Origin of the sequence: Streptomyces canus, assembly GCF_041435015.1 — a bacterium.
In the GTDB taxonomy this organism is placed as follows: Bacteria; Actinomycetota; Actinomycetes; order Streptomycetales; family Streptomycetaceae; genus Streptomyces; species Streptomyces canus_G.
In genome coordinates, this window is record NZ_CP107989.1 from 8,872,098 (window position 1) to 8,889,255 (window position 17,158).

Below are 17,158 nucleotides of genomic sequence, written 5' to 3' on the forward strand. Positions count from 1 at the left end.
GGCGTGATCGGATTCCCGCTCGGCGCCACCACCACGCTGGCCGAACTCGCCAGTGATCCGCATCCGCGGCTGGCCCGACTGCGTGCCCACGAACCCGTGTCCTGGCTGCCCGAACTGAACGGCTGGCTGGTGACCCGGCGCGATCTCGCGCTCGACGTGATGCGGGACGCCGAGACCTTCACCGTGGACGATCCCCGCTTCTCGACCGCCCAGGTCGTCGGCCCGAGCATGCTCTCCCTGGACGGCGACGCACACACCCGCCACCGCGAGCCGTTCACCGCACCCTTCCGCCCGCGTGAAGTACGGGACGGCTTCGCCGAGTTCATCGTGCGGGAGACCGACCGCCTCGTCACCGCACTCGAACCGGCGGGCACCGCCGAACTGCGCCGCGACTTCGCCGGCCCCCTCGCCGTCGCCGTCGTCACCGAGGCACTCGGACTGGTGGGCGCCGGCACGGACACGGTGCTCACCTGGTACGACGCCATCGTGCGGACCGTCTCGGACCTCACGGCGGGCCGTACGGCCGGACCCGCGGGCCCGGAGGCGTACGCCCAGCTTCGGACAGCGGTCGAGACCACGGTCGCGAAGAAGGGCGCCACCTCGCTCCTGACCTCCGCCGCGGACCGGTTGGCGCTGCCGGAAGTGGCCTCCAACGCCGCGGTGCTGATGTTCGGAGGCATAGAGACCACCGAGGCGATGATCACCAACGCCCTGCTGCATCTCCTCCGGCACCCGGATCAACTCGCCTTGGTCCAGGCCGACTCCGCCCTGCTGGACGGCGCGATCGAGGAGTCCCTGCGTCTCGAACCCGGCGCGGCCGTCGTGGACCGCTACGCCACCCGGGACCTCACCCTCGGCCCGGCCTCGATCCACCAGGGCGACCTCGTCACCGTCTCCCTGACGGGTGCCAACCGCGACCCCGCCGTTTTCCCCGACCCCGACCGCTTCGACGTCCGCCGCGCGAACGCCCGCCTCCAGCTGGCCTTCGCCCACGGCCCCCACTACTGCCTCGCCGCCCACCTGGCCCGTCTGGAGACCCGCATCGCCCTACGGCACCTGCTCGACCGTCTCCCCGCTCTCCGCCTCGACCCGGACCACCCCACCGCCCCGTACGGTCTGGTCTTCCGCAAGCCACCCACCCTGCACGTGCTCTGGGGATGATCTCCAGCGCGCCGTCGTCGGCGGGGCCATGCCGTCGGCCCGAGTGACCGCTCAGCCGGCGGCCTGCTTCACCTCCAGGGACAGGTCGTTGTCGACCGTGTAGTACGGCCGCACGACGATTCCCCCGGCCGGGGCGCCCGGGTAGACGAAGACATTCTTGCGGTCCGCCACGTCGTCCAGAAGCCGCGCGAGCCGGATCATCGGGGCTCCGGGAGCGGGCCGTACGAACATGTCCCAGATGCCGATGTCCAGGGTCTCGTCGGCGACCGTGAACGAGAAGTGCCGGCCGCCTTCTGCGACCAGTGGCTCGAGCGTACGTACGGTCCCTCTGTCCCGCCGCAGCCGCAGCCGCACCTCGGCGCCGGCCGGCAGCGAGGCACCGTGCAGCCGGGCCGAGACCGTCAGCTCCCCGCCTGTGACGTCCACGCGGCCGACCTCCGCGTGCGCGGGCCGCAGCCAGGTCCGCACCGCGAGAAAGCCGTCCTTGGTGACATACGGGACCCGGACGGCCAGCGGCACGTGCCGGTCCCGCAGGTGTCCGTCGACCAGGGCCCGCAGGTCACGCGGGCCCGGACGCAGCCGTGTGCGCTCGGAACCGTCCAGCAGATACACGTCCCAGCGGCCCTCCGCGAGCACGGGATCGGCCCCGAGCACGGCACGTCCGCGCCCCACGTCGGCCGGCTTCAGGTCGAGGACGTGCAGGGTCTCCTCGGGCAGCCCCTTCTTCGGACGCAGCCGCAGCAGCAACCGGCGGCCATGGGCGTCAGGCACCTCGAAGATGATCCTGCCGTCCGCGTCGACCGCGCACCCGGCGCGTGTCGTCGTCACGGCCTCCCCTTTCGTACGATGCGCAGCGCACCGCTCGCCGCGACCAGAGCCGTGTCCCGGGCGGCGAAGCCCCGGGCGGCCAGATGTGTGCTCCGGCGTTCCCGCACGACCGGCCGTCCCGCCCGCCGCGCCGAGACCGCCTCGGTGATGAGCCGCTCGGCCTGCTCGACCACGGGTCCGGGAGCGAACCGCCGCGCGTTCTCCAGGGCCGCCCGGCTCATACGGCGGCGCAGCTCGTCGTCCCCGACCAGTTTCAGCAGGGCCGCGGCCATGGCGTCCCGGTCCCCGACCGGCACCAACCGCCCGTCGACCCCGTCCGCGATGATCTCGGCGGGGCCGTGGGGACAGTCGGTGCTCACCACAGGCAGCCCGCAGCGCATCGCCTCGACGATGGTCATGCCGAAGGGTTCGAAGTCGGAGGCGGCCACCCCGATCGAGCCCTTGACCCACTCCGCCTCCATGGGAGCCGCGGGGCCCATCAGGAAGACGTTGTTCCACAGGCCCAGGTCGTTGACGAGCTGCCGAAGCCGGTCGCCTTCGTCCCCCTTGCCGTAGATGCGCAGCTGCCAGTCCGGATGCTCGGCGGCGACCGCGGCGAAGGCCTCGACGAGAAGGTCGTACCGCTTCACCGGGACCAGCCGACCGGCCGCGACGACCACCTTCGCCGAGCCGTCAGCCGCGGGCAGTACGGGATCCGGCACGCTGTTCGGAAGCGCCTCGACCCGTACGCCCGGAAGCCGCATTCGGCGCCGGTAGGCGCCCGCGTCCGCCTCGGTCACCGTGGTGAGCACGTCGAGCCCCCGGTAGGCCCGCCGCAGCGCGGTGCGCAGCCGGGGCGAGTGGTTGTCCAGGGTGAGGTGCTCCTGACCGATCCGGGCGACACGGGGTGGCGCCTGACCCGCGAGATGCACGTTGAGCCCGGGCCGGGTGCCGATCACCGCGTCCGCGTCGATGGTGGCGAGGGCCTCGGATATGCGCTGGTCGGTCAACTCGCTGTACTGCCCGTACCGGTACTCGGAGCGCGGGAACACCCGCGCCGGTCTCCGATGTAAAGGGTGCTCCTTCTCCTCCCTGAGATCGACCAGCGGTCGCAGCGAAACCCTCGGATCCAGCACGAAGTTGGGCAGCTGCCGGTGCCGCAGCACGGAGACGATCTCCACCTCGTGCCGTTCGGCCAGGGCCTGGGCCAGATTGAAGGTGGTGGTGATGGTGCCTCCGATCGCGTAGGCGTTGTGGAGCAGGAAAGAGATCTTCATGTCGGGCTAGACCACCCGGCATTGCCTGCGGTTGACCCTCGTTACCCATTCGTGGTGTCCTCGCCACCAGGACGTCATGCCGTGTACTGGTATGCGGGATAAGTGAGGTAGCCGCTGTCTCCGCCCTGGAAGTAGGTGGCCTCGTCGGCGGGGGCGATCGGCAGATCGGTGCGCAGCCGCTCGACCAGGTCCGGGTTGGCGATGAAGGCGCGGCCGAAGCTGATGAGATCGGCGCCGAGACCGAGCCAGTGGTCGGCCTCGGAGCGGCCGGCCTGCTTGGCGCCCATCGGCAGTACCGGATTCATGACGAGGGCACCGGGCCAGACCCGCCGCAGGTCCAGGAGCGTCTCCTCGGGGGCGGTGGCCTCCAGATGAACGTAGGCCAGCCCGAGACGGGACAGCTCGGTCAGCAGCGCGGTGTACAGCTCTGCGACCTGGGTCTCCTCAACTCCCCAGAACGTGCCGCCCGGTGAGAGTCGGATCCCGGTCCGCTCGGCACCCACGGCGTCGACGGTCGCGGCCGCCGCCTCGACGGCGAAGCGGATCCTGTTGGTCACCGAGCCGCCGTAACGGTCCGTGCGCAGATTGGCGTTGGGGGCCAGGAACTGCGAGATCAAGTACCCGTTGGCGCCGTGCAGTTCCACTCCGTCGAACCCGGCGTCGACGGCGCGGCGCGCCGCCCCGGCGTACGACTCGGCATGCTCGGGGACCTCCTCCGTGCCCAGCGCGCGCGGAACCGGCGCGGGCTGCGGTCCGGTGGGCGTGAACACCTCGCCGGTGGCGGGGACGGCCGAGGGGCCGATGGGCCGCAGGCCGTTGGTGTCCGGGTGGGAGACCCGACCGCCGTGCATGATCTGTGCGAAGATTCGGCCCCCGTTGGTGTGCACGGCCTCGGTCACCGGGCGCCAGGCGGCCACCTGCTCGTCGGTGTACAGCCCCGGCGTCCCCGGATTGGACTGCCCGATCAGGCTCGGCTGCACCCCTTCGGTGACGATCAGGCCCGCCGTGGCGCGCTGGGCGTAGTAGCGCGCCATCGACGGCGTCGCCAGACCGCCCTCGGCGGCCCGCACCCGTGTCATCGGGGCCATGACCACCCGGTTGGGCAGCCGCAGTCCGCCGAGCCGGAAGCCGGTGAAAAGGGTCGTCACGTCATGTCTCCTTGGAGATCCGTCGTACCCGTGTCCCGGGCACACGGGTACGCTAAAACCTGACGTCGACGTGAGGGTCAAGTCCGCGAGGGAGGAACGCGTGCGCATCGGGGAACTGGCGGCACGGGCCGGGGTCAGCGTCCGGGCCCTGCGCTACTACGAGGAGCAGGGTTTGCTCACCAGCACACGCAGCGCGAGCGGGCAGCGGCACTACACACAGCCCGCGGTCGAGCGCGTGACGTTCCTCCAGCGGATGTACGCGGCCGGTCTGTCCAGCCGTACGATCGCCGAACTCCTGCCGTGCGTCGACTCGCCCAGCGAGGAGACGTCCGACGCCGCCCTGGAGCGGATGGCCGAGGAACGCGACCGGCTCTCCGACCACATCGAGGAGCTGATCCGGACCCGGGACGCCCTCGACGGGCTGATGGCCACGAACCGGGCTCACCGCGAGAGCCTGCGAACGGCGTGACAGGCTGAGATCACCTGGAACCGGTCGGACCGAGGAGCCCCACGTGACGTACGACATCGCCGCCATCCGCTCCCACTTCCCGGCCCTGGCCGCCGGTATCGCCCACTTCGACGGCCCCGGCGGCACCCAGACCCCCGAGCCCGTCATCCGGGCCATCGCCGACGCCATGGCGCAGCCCCTGTCGAACCGGGGACAGGTGACCCTGGGGGAGCGCAACGCCGAGGCCCTCGTCACCGGGGCCCGCCGCGCGATGGCCGACCTGCTCGGGGCGAGTCCCTCGGGGATCGTCTTCGGCCGCAGTGCCACCCAACTCACCTACGACGTCGCGCGCACCCTCGCCAAGACCTGGTCACCCGGCGACGAGGTGGTCGTCACCCGCCTCGACCACGACGCCAACATCCGCCCCTGGGTCCAGTCCGGAGCCACCGTACGGTGGGCCGAATTCGACCCGGAGACAGGTGAGTTGACGGTCGACGCCATCCGGGCCGTGCTGTCCGAGCGGACCCGCCTCGTCGCTGTCACCGCGGCCTCCAACCTGATCGGCACGCGCCCCGACATCCCCGCCATCGCCCGGGCGGCGCACGAGGTCGGCGCGCTCGTCCACGTCGACGGCGTCCATTACACGGCCCACGACCTGGTCGATCTCGACGCGCTCGGCGCGGACTTCTTCGTCTGCTCCCCGTACAAGTTCCTCGGCCCGCACCAAGGAGTCCTCGCCGCCCGCCCGGAGTTGCTGGAGACCCTGCACCCGGACAAACTCCTGCCCTCCACCGACGCCGTCCCGGAGCGCTTCGAACTGGGCACGCTGCCCTACGAGTTCCTCGCCGGCACGACAGCGGCGGTCGACTTCCTCGCCGAGCGGCTGGACCCGGCGGCCACCGGCACCCGGCGGGAGCGGCTGACCGCCGGGTACGCCGCGCTCGAAGCCCACGAACGGGTCCTGCGCGCGCAGATCGACGAGGGGCTCGCCGCGCTCGACGGCGTCACCGTCCACTCCAGGGCCGCCGACCGCACTCCGACCGTCCTGCTGACCTTCGAGAACCACAGCACGGCCGACGCGTACGGCTTCCTCGCGGAGCGTGGCGTCCAGGCCCCGGCCGGCTCCTTCTACGCCATCGAGGCCTCCCGCCACCTCGGCCTCGGCGACACCGGCGGCCTGCGCGTCGGCCTCGCCCCCTACAACGACTCACCGGACGTCGACCGGCTCCTGACGGGACTGGCCGACTTCCTGAAGAGGTGAAGGAGAGACGCTCATGACCAGCTTCCCCACCGCACGAGAGGTACGGATCACCCCGGAAGGCCTGCTGTGGGAACCCAGTGAACGCTGGGTGCGCGGCCGCAAGGGAGACGTCACCGTCGTCGACAGCCGGCACCCCGTCCTCGTCTGGGAACCGGACGTCCCCGTCCCGCTGTACGCCTTCCCGCGCGCCGACGTCCGCGAGGACCTGCTCCGGCCCGCGAAGAACCCGGCCACCGGCACCCACACCGGATCGCGGATCTTCTACGACCTCGAGGCCGACGGCGAGCTCGTCGAGAACGCCGCCTGGACCTTCCCGGCCGCCGACCTGGCCGGCCACATCGCCTTCGCGTGGTTCCGGCGCTGGGGCACCGGCCTCGACCACTGGTACGAGGAGGAGGAAGAGATCTTCGTCCACCCTCGTGACCCGCACAAACGCGTCGACGCCATGCCCAGCAGCCGTCATGTCCGGGTCGAGATCGACGGGACGGTCGTCGCCGACACCCACCGTCCCGTCCTGCTCTTCGAGACGGGCCTGCCCACGCGGTACTACATCCCGCGCGAGGACACCCGCCTCGACCTGTTCGAAGCCACCGACCACCACACCGACTGCCCCTACAAGGGCACCGCCGAGTACTGGTCGACGGGTGGCCACGCGAACATCGTCTGGAGCTACCCGGACCCGCTCCCCGCGGTGGGCGTCGTCAAGGGGCTGCTCGCGTTCTTCAACGAAGTCGTCGACATCACCGTGGACGGGGAGCGCCTGGAGCGGCCGGTGACGCCCTTCACCGGGACGGTGGAGTGATCAGAACGTGCCCGCAGAAGGCCGTACAACCGTTGTACCTGCGCAGATCACCTCCAAACCGTCAGCGACACGTGACCTGACTCTCATGGCCACCGGCGGTCTTTGCCGAGACCATGGGGGGCGTCACCGGCAGGCCGAAGGGAACGGGAATGCTCCGCAAGGTACTGGTCGCCAACCGAGGTGAGATCGCGATTCGCGCGTTTCGCGCGGGCTACGAGGTCGGCGCGAGGACGGTCGCCGTCTTCCCGCACGAGGACCGCAACTCACTGCACCGACTCAAGGCCGACGAGGCCTACGAGATCGGCGAACCGGGCCATCCCGTGCGGGCGTATCTGTCCGTCGACGAGATCATCCGTGCCGCCCGCCTGGCCGGTGCCGACGCCGTCTACCCCGGCTACGGCTTCCTCTCCGAGAATCCCGAGCTCGCGCGCGCCTGCGAGGAAGCGGGCATCACCTTCGTCGGACCCAGCGCCGACATCCTCGAACTGACCGGCAACAAGGCCCGCGCGGTCGCCGCCGCCCGCGCCGCCGGCGTTCCGGTCCTGGGCTCCTCGGCGCCCTCCACCGACGTGGACGAGCTGGTCGGGGCCGCCGACGACATCGGCTTCCCGGTGTTCGTGAAGGCCGTCGCCGGTGGTGGCGGACGCGGTATGCGCCGGGTCGAGGACCCCGCCCAGCTGCGTGAATCCATCGAGGCGGCCGCGCGTGAGGCGGCCTCGGCCTTCGGCGACTCGACCGTCTTCCTGGAGAAGGCCGTCGTCGAGCCCCGCCACATCGAGGTGCAGATCCTCGCCGACGGGGACGGCAACGTCATCCACCTCTACGAGCGCGACTGCTCGGTGCAGCGCCGCCACCAGAAGGTCATCGAGCTCGCCCCCGCACCCAACCTCGACCCCGGCCTGCGCGACCGGATCTGCGCCGACGCCGTCCGTTTCGCCCGCGAGATCGGCTACCGCAACGCGGGCACCGTGGAGTTCCTCCTCGACCGCGAGGGCAACCACGTCTTCATCGAGATGAACCCGCGCATCCAGGTCGAGCACACGGTCACCGAGGAGGTCACCGACGTCGACCTCGTCCAGGCCCAGCTGCGCATCGCCGCCGGCGCCACCCTCGCCGACCTCGGCCTGTCCCAGGAGACGGTGCGGCTGCACGGCGCGGCCCTCCAGTGCCGTATCACCACCGAGGACCCCGCCAACGGCTTCCGCCCCGACACCGGCCGCATCAGCGCCTACCGCTCGCCCGGCGGCTCCGGCATCCGCCTCGACGGCGGCACCACGCATGCCGGTACGGAGATCAGCGCCCACTTCGACTCGATGCTGGTCAAGCTCTCCTGCCGGGGCCGGGACTTCACCACCGCCGTCAACCGGGCCCGGCGCGCCGTGGCCGAGTTCCGCATCCGGGGCGTGGCCACCAACATCCCGTTCCTCCAGGCCGTCCTCGACGACCCGGACTTCCAGGCGGGCAACGTCACCACGTCGTTCATCGAGCAGCGCCCGCACCTGCTGACCTCCCGGCACTCGGCCGACCGCGGCACCAAGCTGCTCACCTACCTGGCCGACAGGACGGTGAACAAGCCGCACGGCGAGCGGCCCGACGTGATCGATCCGGTCACCAAGCTGCCCCGGGTGGATGCCGGGGTGGAGCCGCCGGCGGGCTCCAAGCAGCGGCTCACCGAGCTGGGCCCCGAGGGCTTCGCCGGCTGGCTGCGCGAGTCGCCGACCATCGGCGTCACCGACACCACCTTCCGCGACGCCCACCAGTCGCTGCTCGCGACCCGCGTGCGCACCAAGGACATGCTCGCCGTCGCCCCCGCCGTCGCCCGCACCCTGCCCGAACTGCTCTCCCTGGAGTGCTGGGGCGGTGCCACCTACGACGTCGCCCTGCGCTTCCTCGCCGAGGACCCCTGGGAGCGGCTGGCCGCCCTGCGCGAGGCCGTCCCCAACATCTGCCTCCAGATGCTGCTGCGCGGCCGCAACACCGTGGGCTACACCCCGTACCCCACCGAGGTGACGGACGCCTTCGTGCAGGAGGCGGCGGCCACCGGCATCGACATCTTCCGCATCTTCGACGCGCTCAACGACGTCAGCCAGATGCGCCCCGCCATCGAGGCGGTACGGGCCACGGGCACGTCGATCGCCGAGGTCGCCCTCTGCTACACCTCGGACCTGTCCGACCCGAACGAGCGCCTCTACACCCTCGACTACTACCTGCGCCTCGCCGAGCAGATCGTCGACGCGGGCGCCCACGTCCTGGCCGTCAAGGACATGGCGGGCCTGCTGCGCGCCCCCGCCGCCGCGAAGCTGGTGTCGGCCCTGCGCCGAGAGTTCGACCTTCCGGTGCACATCCACACCCACGACACCGCGGGCGGCCAGCTCGCCACCTACCTGGCCGCGATCCAGGCGGGCGCGGACGCCGTGGACGGTGCCGTGGCCTCGATGGCCGGTACGACCTCGCAGCCCTCCCTGTCGGCGATCGTCGCCGCGACCGACCACTCCGACCGGCCCACCGGCCTCGACCTCAGGGCCGTCGGCGACCTGGAGCCGTACTGGGAGAGCGTCCGCAAGATCTACGCGCCCTTCGAAGCGGGCCTCGCCTCCCCGACCGGGCGGGTCTACGACCACGAGATCCCCGGCGGCCAGCTCTCCAACCTGCGCACCCAGGCCGTCGCGCTCGGGCTCGGTGACCGGTTCGAGGACATCGAGGCGATGTACGCGGCCGCCGACAAGATCCTCGGCCACCTGGTGAAGGTCACCCCGTCCTCCAAGGTGGTCGGCGACCTCGCCCTGCACCTGGTCGGCGCCGGGGTCACCCCGAAGGAGTTCGAGGAGACCCCGGACCGCTTCGACATCCCCGACTCGGTGATCGGCTTCCTGCGCGGCGAGCTCGGCACCCCGCCCGGCGGCTGGCCCGAACCCTTCCGCACCAAGGCGCTGCAGGGCCGCGCCGACGCCAAGCCCGTCCAGGAGCTGAACGCCGAGGACCGCACCGGACTGGAGAAGGACCGCCGCTCGACCCTCAACCGGCTCCTGTTCCCCGCCCCGACCCGCGAGTACGAGACACACCGGCAGTCCTACGGCGACACCAGCCTCCTGGACAGCAAGGACTTCTTCTACGGCCTCAGGCCGGGCAAGGAGTACGCCGTCGACCTGGAACCCGGTGTCCGACTCCTCATCGCGCTGGAGGCGATCGGCGAGGCCGACGAGCGGGGCATGCGCACGGTGATGTCCACGCTCAACGGCCAGCTGCGGCCCATCCAGATCCGTGACCGCGCGGCCTCCTCCGACATCCCGACCACCGAGAAGGCCGACCGCTCCGATCCGGGCCATGTCGCCGCCCCGTTCGCCGGTGTCGTCACGCTGGCGGTCGCCGAGGGCGACGAGGTCGACGCCGGGGCGACCGTGGCCACCATCGAGGCCATGAAGATGGAGGCCGCGATCACCGCGTCGAAGGCGGGTCGCGTCTCCCGGCTCGCGATCAACAAGATCCAGCAGGTGGAGGGTGGCGACCTGCTGGTCGAGATCGCCTGAGCCGGAACGGTGACGCCCGTTTCCGGACGGGTCATGGCCATTGCGGTCCCGTCGGACCCGTTCGAGTCTGGACCCATGCGCCGGGCGGCCGGGAGGACGGGCGATGGAGACGGACAGCAGCGCACCGGACGCCGAACGGCGGCGCCTGGCGGAAGCCGACGCGGGTGCGGTGCCCTGGCGACGCTGGGGCCCGTACCTGAGCGAACGTCAGTGGGGCACCGTCCGCGAGGACTACAGCGACGACGGCGACGCCTGGTCGTACTTCACCCACGACCAGGCCCGCTCCCGCGCCTACCGCTGGGGCGAGGACGGCATCGCCGGTGTCAGCGACGACAAACAGCGACTGTGCTTCGCGCTCGCCCTGTGGAACGGCCGCGACCCCCTCCTCAAGGAGCGGATGTTCGGCCTGACCAACGCGGAGGGCAATCACGGCGAGGACGTGAAGGAGTACTACTTCCACCTCGACAACACGCCCACCCACTCGTACATGAAGTACCTCTACAAGTACCCGCAGGGCGAGTTCCCCTACGGTGACCTCGTCACCACGAACCAGGGCCGCGGGCGCGAGGACCTCGAGTACGAGCTCCTCGACACCGGTGTCTTCGACGAGAACCGCTACTTCGACGTGTTCGTCGAGTACGCCAAAGCGGGCCCGGAAGACCTCCTGATCGAGATCACCGCCCACAACCGGGGGCCCGGCGAAGCGGTACTGCATGTGCTCCCGACCCTGTGGTTCCGGCACACCTGGTCCTGGGCGGGCGGTGTGGCGGTCCCGAACCTGTCCCTCACGCAGAGCGCGATTCGGGCCGATCATGAGGAGCTCGGCACCCGCAGGCTCTACTTCGACGGCGCCGAGGCCCTCTTCACCGACAACGAGACCAACAACGAGCGGATCTTCGGCAGCCCGAGCAGCACGCCGTACGTGAAGGACGGCATCGACCGTTTCGTCGTCCACGGCGTGGAGGAAGCCGTCAACCCCGCGCGCACCGGCACCAAGGCCGCCGTCCACCACGCGCTGACCATCCCCGCCGGAGACAGTGCCCGGATCCGCCTGCGCCTGACCGACACCGAACTCGCGGACCCCTGGGGCGAGTTCGACGCCACCATGGAGATGCGCCGAACCGAGGCCGACACCTTCTACGCCGGCGTCACTCCGCCCGCCACCGGAGAGGAAGAAGGGCGCCTCGTCCGCCAGGCTCTCGCCGGCATGCTCTGGAGCAAGCAGTACTACTACCTCGACGTGGAGCGCTGGCTCGCCGAACACGGCGTCGACCCGCTCTCCGCCGACCCTCGCCTCCGCAACAGCGCCTGGTACCACATGGTCAACGACGAGATCATGTCGATGCCGGACACCTGGGAGTACCCGTGGTTCGCGGCCTGGGACCTCGCCTTCCACACGCTGGCCCTCTCCATGGTCGACATCGGCTTCGCCAAGGGCCAGTTGGAGCTGCTGCTGCGCCGCCTCTATCTGCACCCCAACGGCCAGATCCCGGCCTACGAATGGAACTTCGGGGACGTCAACCCGCCCGTGCACGCCTGGGCCGTCCTCTTCGTCTACGAACTGGAGAAGCACCGCACGGGCCACGGCGACCGCGCCTTCCTGGAGAACGCCTTCCTGAAGCTGATGAAGAACTTCACCTGGTGGCTCAACCGCAAGGACGCCGACGGCAACAACGTCTTCCAGGGCGGCTTCCTCGGCCTCGACAACATCGGCGTCTTCGACCGCAGCGCACCCCTGCCCACCGGCGGCCAGCTCGACCAGGCCGACGGCACCGCCTGGATGGCGCTGTACTGCCAGAACCTCCTCGACATCGCCATCGAACTCGCCGTCGACAACCCCGTCTACGTCGAGCAGGCACAGATGCTCTTCGAGCACTTCGCCTGGATCGCCGTCGCCATGAACCGCATCGGCAAGGACAACGCCAGCCTGTGGGACGAGGAGGACGGCTTCTTCTACGACGTCCTCCGGCTGCCCGACGGCACCGCGACCCGGTTGAAGGTGAGGTCCCTGGTCGGCCTGATACCGCTCGCGGCGACGAGCGTCATCGGTGGCCGCGCGGACCGCGCCTTCCCCGAACTGGTCGAGGGAGCAAGGAACTTCATCCGGCGACACCCGGCTGTGGAGGCCTTCGTCTCGCAGCACGCGAACACGGACCCCAGCACCGACGGCCGCTACCTCTTCGCGCTGTTCGGCGAGGACCGGCTGCGCCGCATCCTGGCCCGGATGCTCGACGAGGACGAGTTCCTCGGCCCGCACGGCATCCGCTCCCTGTCCCGGTACCACGCCGAGCACCCGTACACCTTCGACGTGCACGGCCGGACGTTCGGTGTCGGCTATCTGCCGGCCGAGTCCGACTCGGGCATGTTCGGCGGGAACTCCAACTGGCGCGGCCCGGTGTGGTTTCCGATGAACATCCTGCTGATCCGCGCCCTGCTGAACCTGCACGCCTACCACGGCCCCGACTTCACCGTGGAGTGCCCGACCGGTTCCGGGCGGCAGCTCAACCTGTACGAGGTCGCCCGCGAGATCTCCGACCGGCTCACCGCGACCTTTCTGCCCGACACCGACGGTCACCGCCCGGTGCACGGCGACCGGACCGTGTTCGCCAAGGACCCTTACTGGAAGAACCTGGTCCTCTTCTACGAGTACTTCCACGGCGACAACGGCGCCGGCCTCGGTGCCTCCCACCAGACCGGCTGGACGGGCCTGGTGGCGGCCACCGCGACCCTGTTCCACTCGATCAGCGAGGAGGACTGGCACCGGGGCGGGCGGGAGTCGCTCCGGCCGCCAGACGACCGGGAGGAGCCCCTGTCATGACGGTGATCCTCGAGATCAACACCCTCGTCTGGCTGAATGAGTTGAGCAGTCGCTACGGCCGTCCCGTCACCCTCGGTGGCGTGCCCGGCGAGGTCTGGGACTCCGTCGCACTGCCCGGCGTCGACACCGTCTGGCTGATGGGCGTATGGGAGCGCAGTCCGGCAGGACTGGAGATCGCCCTGCACGACGAGGGGCTCAGGGCCTCCTTCCGCGAGGCCCTGCCCGACGTCACCGACGCGGACATCGCCGGATCGCCGTACTGCGTACGCGACTACGTCGTCGACGCCTCCCTCGGAGGACCCGAAGGGCTGGCCGCCGCCCGCACCCAACTCGCCGCACGAGGACTGCGGTTGATCCTTGACTACGTTCCCAACCACGTGGCCCCCGACCACCCTTGGCTCACGTCGAGCCCCGACCGTCTCGTCCGGGGCACCGCCGACGACCTGGCCCGCGCACCGGCCGACTTCATCGAGGCCGGGGGACAGGTCTACGCCCGCGGCCGTGACCCCTACTTCCCGCCCTGGCCGGACGTGGTCCAGCTGAACGCCTTCGGCGACGCGCTGCGCGAGGCGACCGTGGACACCCTCGTGTCCATCGGAGACCAGGCCGACGGCGTGCGCTGCGACATGGCCATGCTGCTGATGAACGACATCTTCGGGAAGACCTGGGGAGACCGCGCGGGCACGGCCCCCGCCGAGGACTTCTGGCCGTACGTCATCCCGCGCGTGCAGGCCCGCCACCCCGATCTCCTCTTCGTCGCCGAGGCCTACTGGGACCTTGAAGGGGCCCTCCAGCAGCAGGGCTTCGACCACTGCTACGACAAGCGCCTCTACGACCGTCTGCTGCACGAGAGCGCCGATTCCGTCCGCGCCCACCTGGGCGCCGACCTCGCCCACCAGCGCGGTCTCGTCCGCTTCCTGGAGAACCACGACGAGCCCCGGGCCGCCGCCACCCTGCCCGGCGACCGGGGCCGGGCGGCGGCCGTGGTCGTGGCGACGCTGCCGGGCGCGACCCTCTGGCACGAGGGCCAGTTCGAGGGCCGCCGGGTGCGGCCACCGGTGTTCCTGAGGCGCAGGCCGCAGGAGCCCGTCGACGAGCCCCTGCGCGACTTCTACGGCCGACTGCTGCCCGCCGCTGCCGCCGTACGCAGGGGAGACTGGCGGCCGCTGACACCGACGGGCTGGCCGGACAACGACACGTACCGCGACCTGCTCACCTGGACCTGGACGCACGCCGACGCCCGCCACCTGGTCGCCGTGAACGACTCCGACCGCCCGGCCCAGGCGAGGCTGCCACTGCCCTGGGACGACCTGCGGGGCCGCGTGTGCCGCGCGACCGACCTGCTCACCGGGGCGGTGTACGACCGTGACGGAGACGAACTGGCCGACTGCGGTCTGTTCGTCTCCTTGGAGGGCTGGGGGTGCCACGTCCTCAAGTGGTGACGGCCACGGCAGCGGCGTACGGTCGAACGGAGACCATGAGCAGCGACCCGCAGGCGAGTTCTGCACCACGGACGACCCCACCGGACTCCGGCGGCGGCGGCAAGGCCATGGCCCTGCTCGTCATCGCGTCCTGCCAGCTCATGGTGGTGCTCGACATCACCATCGTGAACATCGCGCTCCCGGACATCCAGCGCTCCCTCGGCTTCTCCACCACCAGCCTTGCCTGGGTGGTCAACGCGTACACCCTCACCTTCGGCGGGCTGCTGCTGCTGGGCGGCAGGACCGGCGACATCCTCGGCAGACGCCGCATGTTCATCTGCGGAGTACTGCTGTTCGCGCTCGCCTCGCTGCTCGGCGGGCTCGCCCAGAACGAGGGTCAACTCCTCGCCGCACGTGCCCTCCAGGGCGTCGGCGGGGCCATCGCGTCCCCGACCGCCCTCTCCCTGGTCAGTACGACCTTCCGAGAAGGCCCCGAGCGCAACCGGGCGTTCGGCGTCTTCGCCGCGGTCTCGGCCGGCGGCGGCGCGATCGGACTGCTGGCCGGCGGAGTCCTCGTCGAGTGGCTGAACTGGCGGTGGGTACTGTTCGTCAACGTCCCGATCGGGCTGCTCATCGCGCTCGCCACGCCCCGCTGGATCCGTGAGTCGGAGCGACATCCCGGCAACTTCGACATCATCGGCGCGCTGACCGCCACCGCGGGCATGGTGCTGCTCGTGTACGGCTTCATCCGGGCCGCCCAGGAAGGCTGGAGGGACGCGCTCACACTGGCCTCGTTCGCCGGGGCGGTCGTCCTCCTCGTGGTGTTCGTGCTGGTCGAGAAGCGTTCCCGGCAGCCGATCACCCCGCTGCACATGTTCGCCGACCGCAACCGAGCGGGCACCTACGGCATCATGCTGTGCCTCGCGGCCGCGATCTTCGGCATGTTCTTCTTCCTGACCCTCTTCACACAGAACGTGCTGGACTTCAGCCCACTGGCGACCGGGTTCGCGTTCCTGCCGGTCAGCGTGGTCATCGCGATCGGCGCCGGTCTCGCCTCGCGGTTCCTGCCCGTGTACGGACCCAAGCCCTTCATGGTGGGGGGCGCGATCCTCGCGGCGGCCGGGCTGGCCTGGCTGACCCGGACCGACGTCCACTCCACCTACGCGGGCAGTGTCCTCGGACCGATGCTCGTCTTCAGCCTCGGCATGGGCATGGAGTTCGTGTCGTTGACCCTGATGGCTCTCTCCAACGTGCCCACCGAGGAGACCGGCGCGGCCTCCGGGCTTCTCAACGCCACCCAGCAGGTGGGCGGTTCGCTCGGGCTGTCCATCCTGGTCACGATGTTCGGCACGGCCAGCACCAACGAGGCGGAGAAGCAGGTGCCGCGCTTCCTCGCCCAGGCCACCCCGGCCGAGCGCCGCCTGTTCGAGCGCACCGGTGAACTCCCGGGCTCCTGGGGCGACGAGGTCCTCACCGCCGGCGTCTCGGCCGCGTTCGTGATGGCCGCGATCTTCACGGTGCTCGCCGCGCTCATCGCCGTGGTGGTCATCCAGGTCCGCCCCTCCGACCTGGAACGCCTCAAGGGCGGGCCGCCGCTGCCCTAGGGACGAGCCCGAGCCGCTGGGCGTGCAGCACCGTACTGACGCGGTCGTGGGTGCCGAGCTTGCGGTAGATGTTCGCGATGTGCTTGTGGACCGTACGCTCGGATATCCCGAGCCTGCGGCCTATCGACACGGCCGTCAGGGCGTCGCCGAGCAGGAGCAGCACCGTTGTCTCCCGGGGCGTGAGCGCCACGTCGGCCGCCTCCTCGGAAGGGGCGTCGAGCCGCCGTAGAAGGTTGCGCTGCTGCTCGACGGCGGCCAGCAGGGGCTGCAACTGCTCGGCCAGGCGCAGTTCGTCGTCGGTGAAGTCCCGTCCCGAGCGGTAGACCATGCACCCGGTGACCGGGGTGGTCGACTGCGGCAGCGGAACGCCCAGCACATGGTCGACGTCCAGGAGGTCGTCGAGCAGCCGCGCGGTCGGGCTTCCCGACCAGGAACGGCCGGCCACCCGGCGGGCCGTGACCGGCGCCCGGTCGGGTCGGTCCGCGTAGTGCCGGGCCAACGGGTATCCCGACCGCAGCAGCGCGGTGTCCTCGTCCCCGAGCGCGACGAACTCCGCGGTGACCTCGGGGGACAGACCGAGCGTGCCCTCGCTCTCGTCCCAGTTGTCCAGCTTGTAGATCAGGGCGTCGCCACCGCACAGCACCGGCAGTTCGGCCGCCAGCAGGGGCCACAGTCGCTCAGGGTCACGTTCGTGGAGCGCGGCCACGGCGACCGACAGCACCCGCTCATACGCAGTTGTACCCATACCGGCGTAGTACCTCGCTGACCCACACTTCATCCGAGCACCATCGACGTTCTCGGATGTACTCCAGCACATCGAAGCTCCGGCGGGCCGCAGTGGGGGGAGGGCGGCCCGTCGGATACGCCTGTCCCCCCGCGGGGAC

12 protein-coding genes are annotated in these 17,158 nt (G+C 70.7%); 8 read left to right on the top strand and 4 right to left on the bottom strand.

Annotation, left to right across the window (positions count from 1 at the left end):
* Window positions 1-3 precede the first annotated feature (3 nt).
* Window positions 4-1,161 carry a cytochrome P450 gene (locus tag OG841_RS40505; protein ID WP_328636839.1) on the top strand — a complete coding sequence of 386 codons (1,158 nt, stop codon included), beginning with the start codon at window positions 4-6 and terminating at the stop codon, window positions 1,159-1,161.
* A gap of 51 nt (window positions 1,162-1,212) precedes the next feature.
* Here OG841_RS40505 and OG841_RS40510 read toward each other — a convergent pair whose 3' ends face one another.
* The 3 genes from OG841_RS40510 to OG841_RS40520 form a co-directional block, all read right to left on the bottom strand.
* Window positions 1,213-1,989: a hypothetical protein gene (locus OG841_RS40510; RefSeq protein WP_328636838.1), complete on the bottom strand. Its 777-nt coding sequence runs from the start codon at window positions 1,987-1,989 to the stop codon at window positions 1,213-1,215.
* On the bottom strand, window positions 1,986-3,245 hold the full coding sequence (locus OG841_RS40515; protein WP_365119730.1) for a glycosyltransferase family 4 protein: 1,260 nt from the start codon (window positions 3,243-3,245) through the stop codon (window positions 1,986-1,988). Before OG841_RS40515 ends, OG841_RS40510 begins: the two co-directional genes overlap by 4 nt.
* Window positions 3,246-3,319: 74 nt before the next feature.
* The gene (locus OG841_RS40520) at window positions 3,320-4,393 is read right to left on the bottom strand and encodes an alkene reductase (RefSeq protein ID WP_328636836.1); all 1,074 of its coding nucleotides are present in this window, start codon (window positions 4,391-4,393) and stop codon (window positions 3,320-3,322) included.
* A gap of 100 nt (window positions 4,394-4,493) precedes the next feature.
* On the opposite strand from OG841_RS40520, the gene OG841_RS40525 reads away from it, so the two are divergent.
* The 7 genes from OG841_RS40525 to OG841_RS40555 all read left to right on the top strand — a co-directional run bounded on the left by OG841_RS40525 (window position 4,494) and on the right by OG841_RS40555 (window position 16,274).
* Window positions 4,494-4,862: a MerR family transcriptional regulator gene (locus OG841_RS40525; RefSeq protein ID WP_328636835.1), complete on the top strand. Its 369-nt coding sequence runs from the start codon at window positions 4,494-4,496 to the stop codon at window positions 4,860-4,862.
* A 43-nt stretch (window positions 4,863-4,905) separates the two neighbouring features.
* Window positions 4,906-6,102 (top strand): cysteine desulfurase-like protein, encoded by a 1,197-nt coding sequence (locus OG841_RS40530; protein WP_371569312.1) that lies wholly within the window; start codon window positions 4,906-4,908, stop codon window positions 6,100-6,102.
* A gap of 13 nt (window positions 6,103-6,115) precedes the next feature.
* A complete protein-coding gene (locus tag OG841_RS40535; protein ID WP_365119734.1) occupies window positions 6,116-6,904 on the top strand; it encodes a DUF427 domain-containing protein in 789 nt (262 codons plus the stop codon).
* 149 nt (window positions 6,905-7,053) lie between these two features.
* Window positions 7,054-10,431: a pyruvate carboxylase gene (locus tag OG841_RS40540; protein WP_371569315.1), complete on the top strand. Its 3,378-nt coding sequence runs from the start codon at window positions 7,054-7,056 to the stop codon at window positions 10,429-10,431.
* Between the two features lie 103 nt (window positions 10,432-10,534).
* Complete coding sequence (locus tag OG841_RS40545; protein WP_371569317.1) at window positions 10,535-13,249, top strand: MGH1-like glycoside hydrolase domain-containing protein; 2,715 nt, start codon at window positions 10,535-10,537, stop codon at window positions 13,247-13,249.
* On the top strand, window positions 13,246-14,691 hold the full coding sequence (locus OG841_RS40550) for an alpha-amylase family glycosyl hydrolase (RefSeq protein WP_371569319.1): 1,446 nt from the start codon (window positions 13,246-13,248) through the stop codon (window positions 14,689-14,691). Before OG841_RS40545 ends, OG841_RS40550 begins: the two co-directional genes overlap by 4 nt.
* A 107-nt stretch (window positions 14,692-14,798) precedes the next feature.
* Window positions 14,799-16,274: an MFS transporter gene (locus OG841_RS40555; protein ID WP_371570965.1), complete on the top strand. Its 1,476-nt coding sequence runs from the start codon at window positions 14,799-14,801 to the stop codon at window positions 16,272-16,274.
* Here the strand turns inward: OG841_RS40555 and OG841_RS40560 are convergent.
* Window positions 16,249-17,019: a response regulator transcription factor gene (locus OG841_RS40560; RefSeq protein WP_328636828.1), complete on the bottom strand. Its 771-nt coding sequence runs from the start codon at window positions 17,017-17,019 to the stop codon at window positions 16,249-16,251. The genes OG841_RS40555 and OG841_RS40560 overlap by 26 nt on opposite strands.
* Window positions 17,020-17,158: the final 139 nt, after the last annotated feature.

Excerpts from the sequence above, each read along its gene's own strand:
- OG841_RS40540 (WP_371569315.1), top strand. The coding sequence starts at position 7,054 with ATGCTCCGCAAGGTACTGGTCGCCAACCGAGGTGAGATCGCGATTCGC.
- OG841_RS40560 (WP_328636828.1), bottom strand. The coding sequence starts at position 17,019 with ATGGGTACAACTGCGTATGAGCGGGTGCTGTCGGTCGCCGTGGCCGCG.
- OG841_RS40515 (WP_365119730.1), bottom strand. The coding sequence starts at position 3,245 with ATGAAGATCTCTTTCCTGCTCCACAACGCCTACGCGATCGGAGGCACC.
- OG841_RS40555 (WP_371570965.1), top strand. The coding sequence starts at position 14,799 with ATGGCCCTGCTCGTCATCGCGTCCTGCCAGCTCATGGTGGTGCTCGAC.
- OG841_RS40550 (WP_371569319.1), top strand. The coding sequence starts at position 13,246 with ATGACGGTGATCCTCGAGATCAACACCCTCGTCTGGCTGAATGAGTTG.
- OG841_RS40535 (WP_365119734.1), top strand. The coding sequence starts at position 6,116 with ATGACCAGCTTCCCCACCGCACGAGAGGTACGGATCACCCCGGAAGGC.
- OG841_RS40545 (WP_371569317.1), top strand. The coding sequence starts at position 10,535 with ATGGAGACGGACAGCAGCGCACCGGACGCCGAACGGCGGCGCCTGGCG.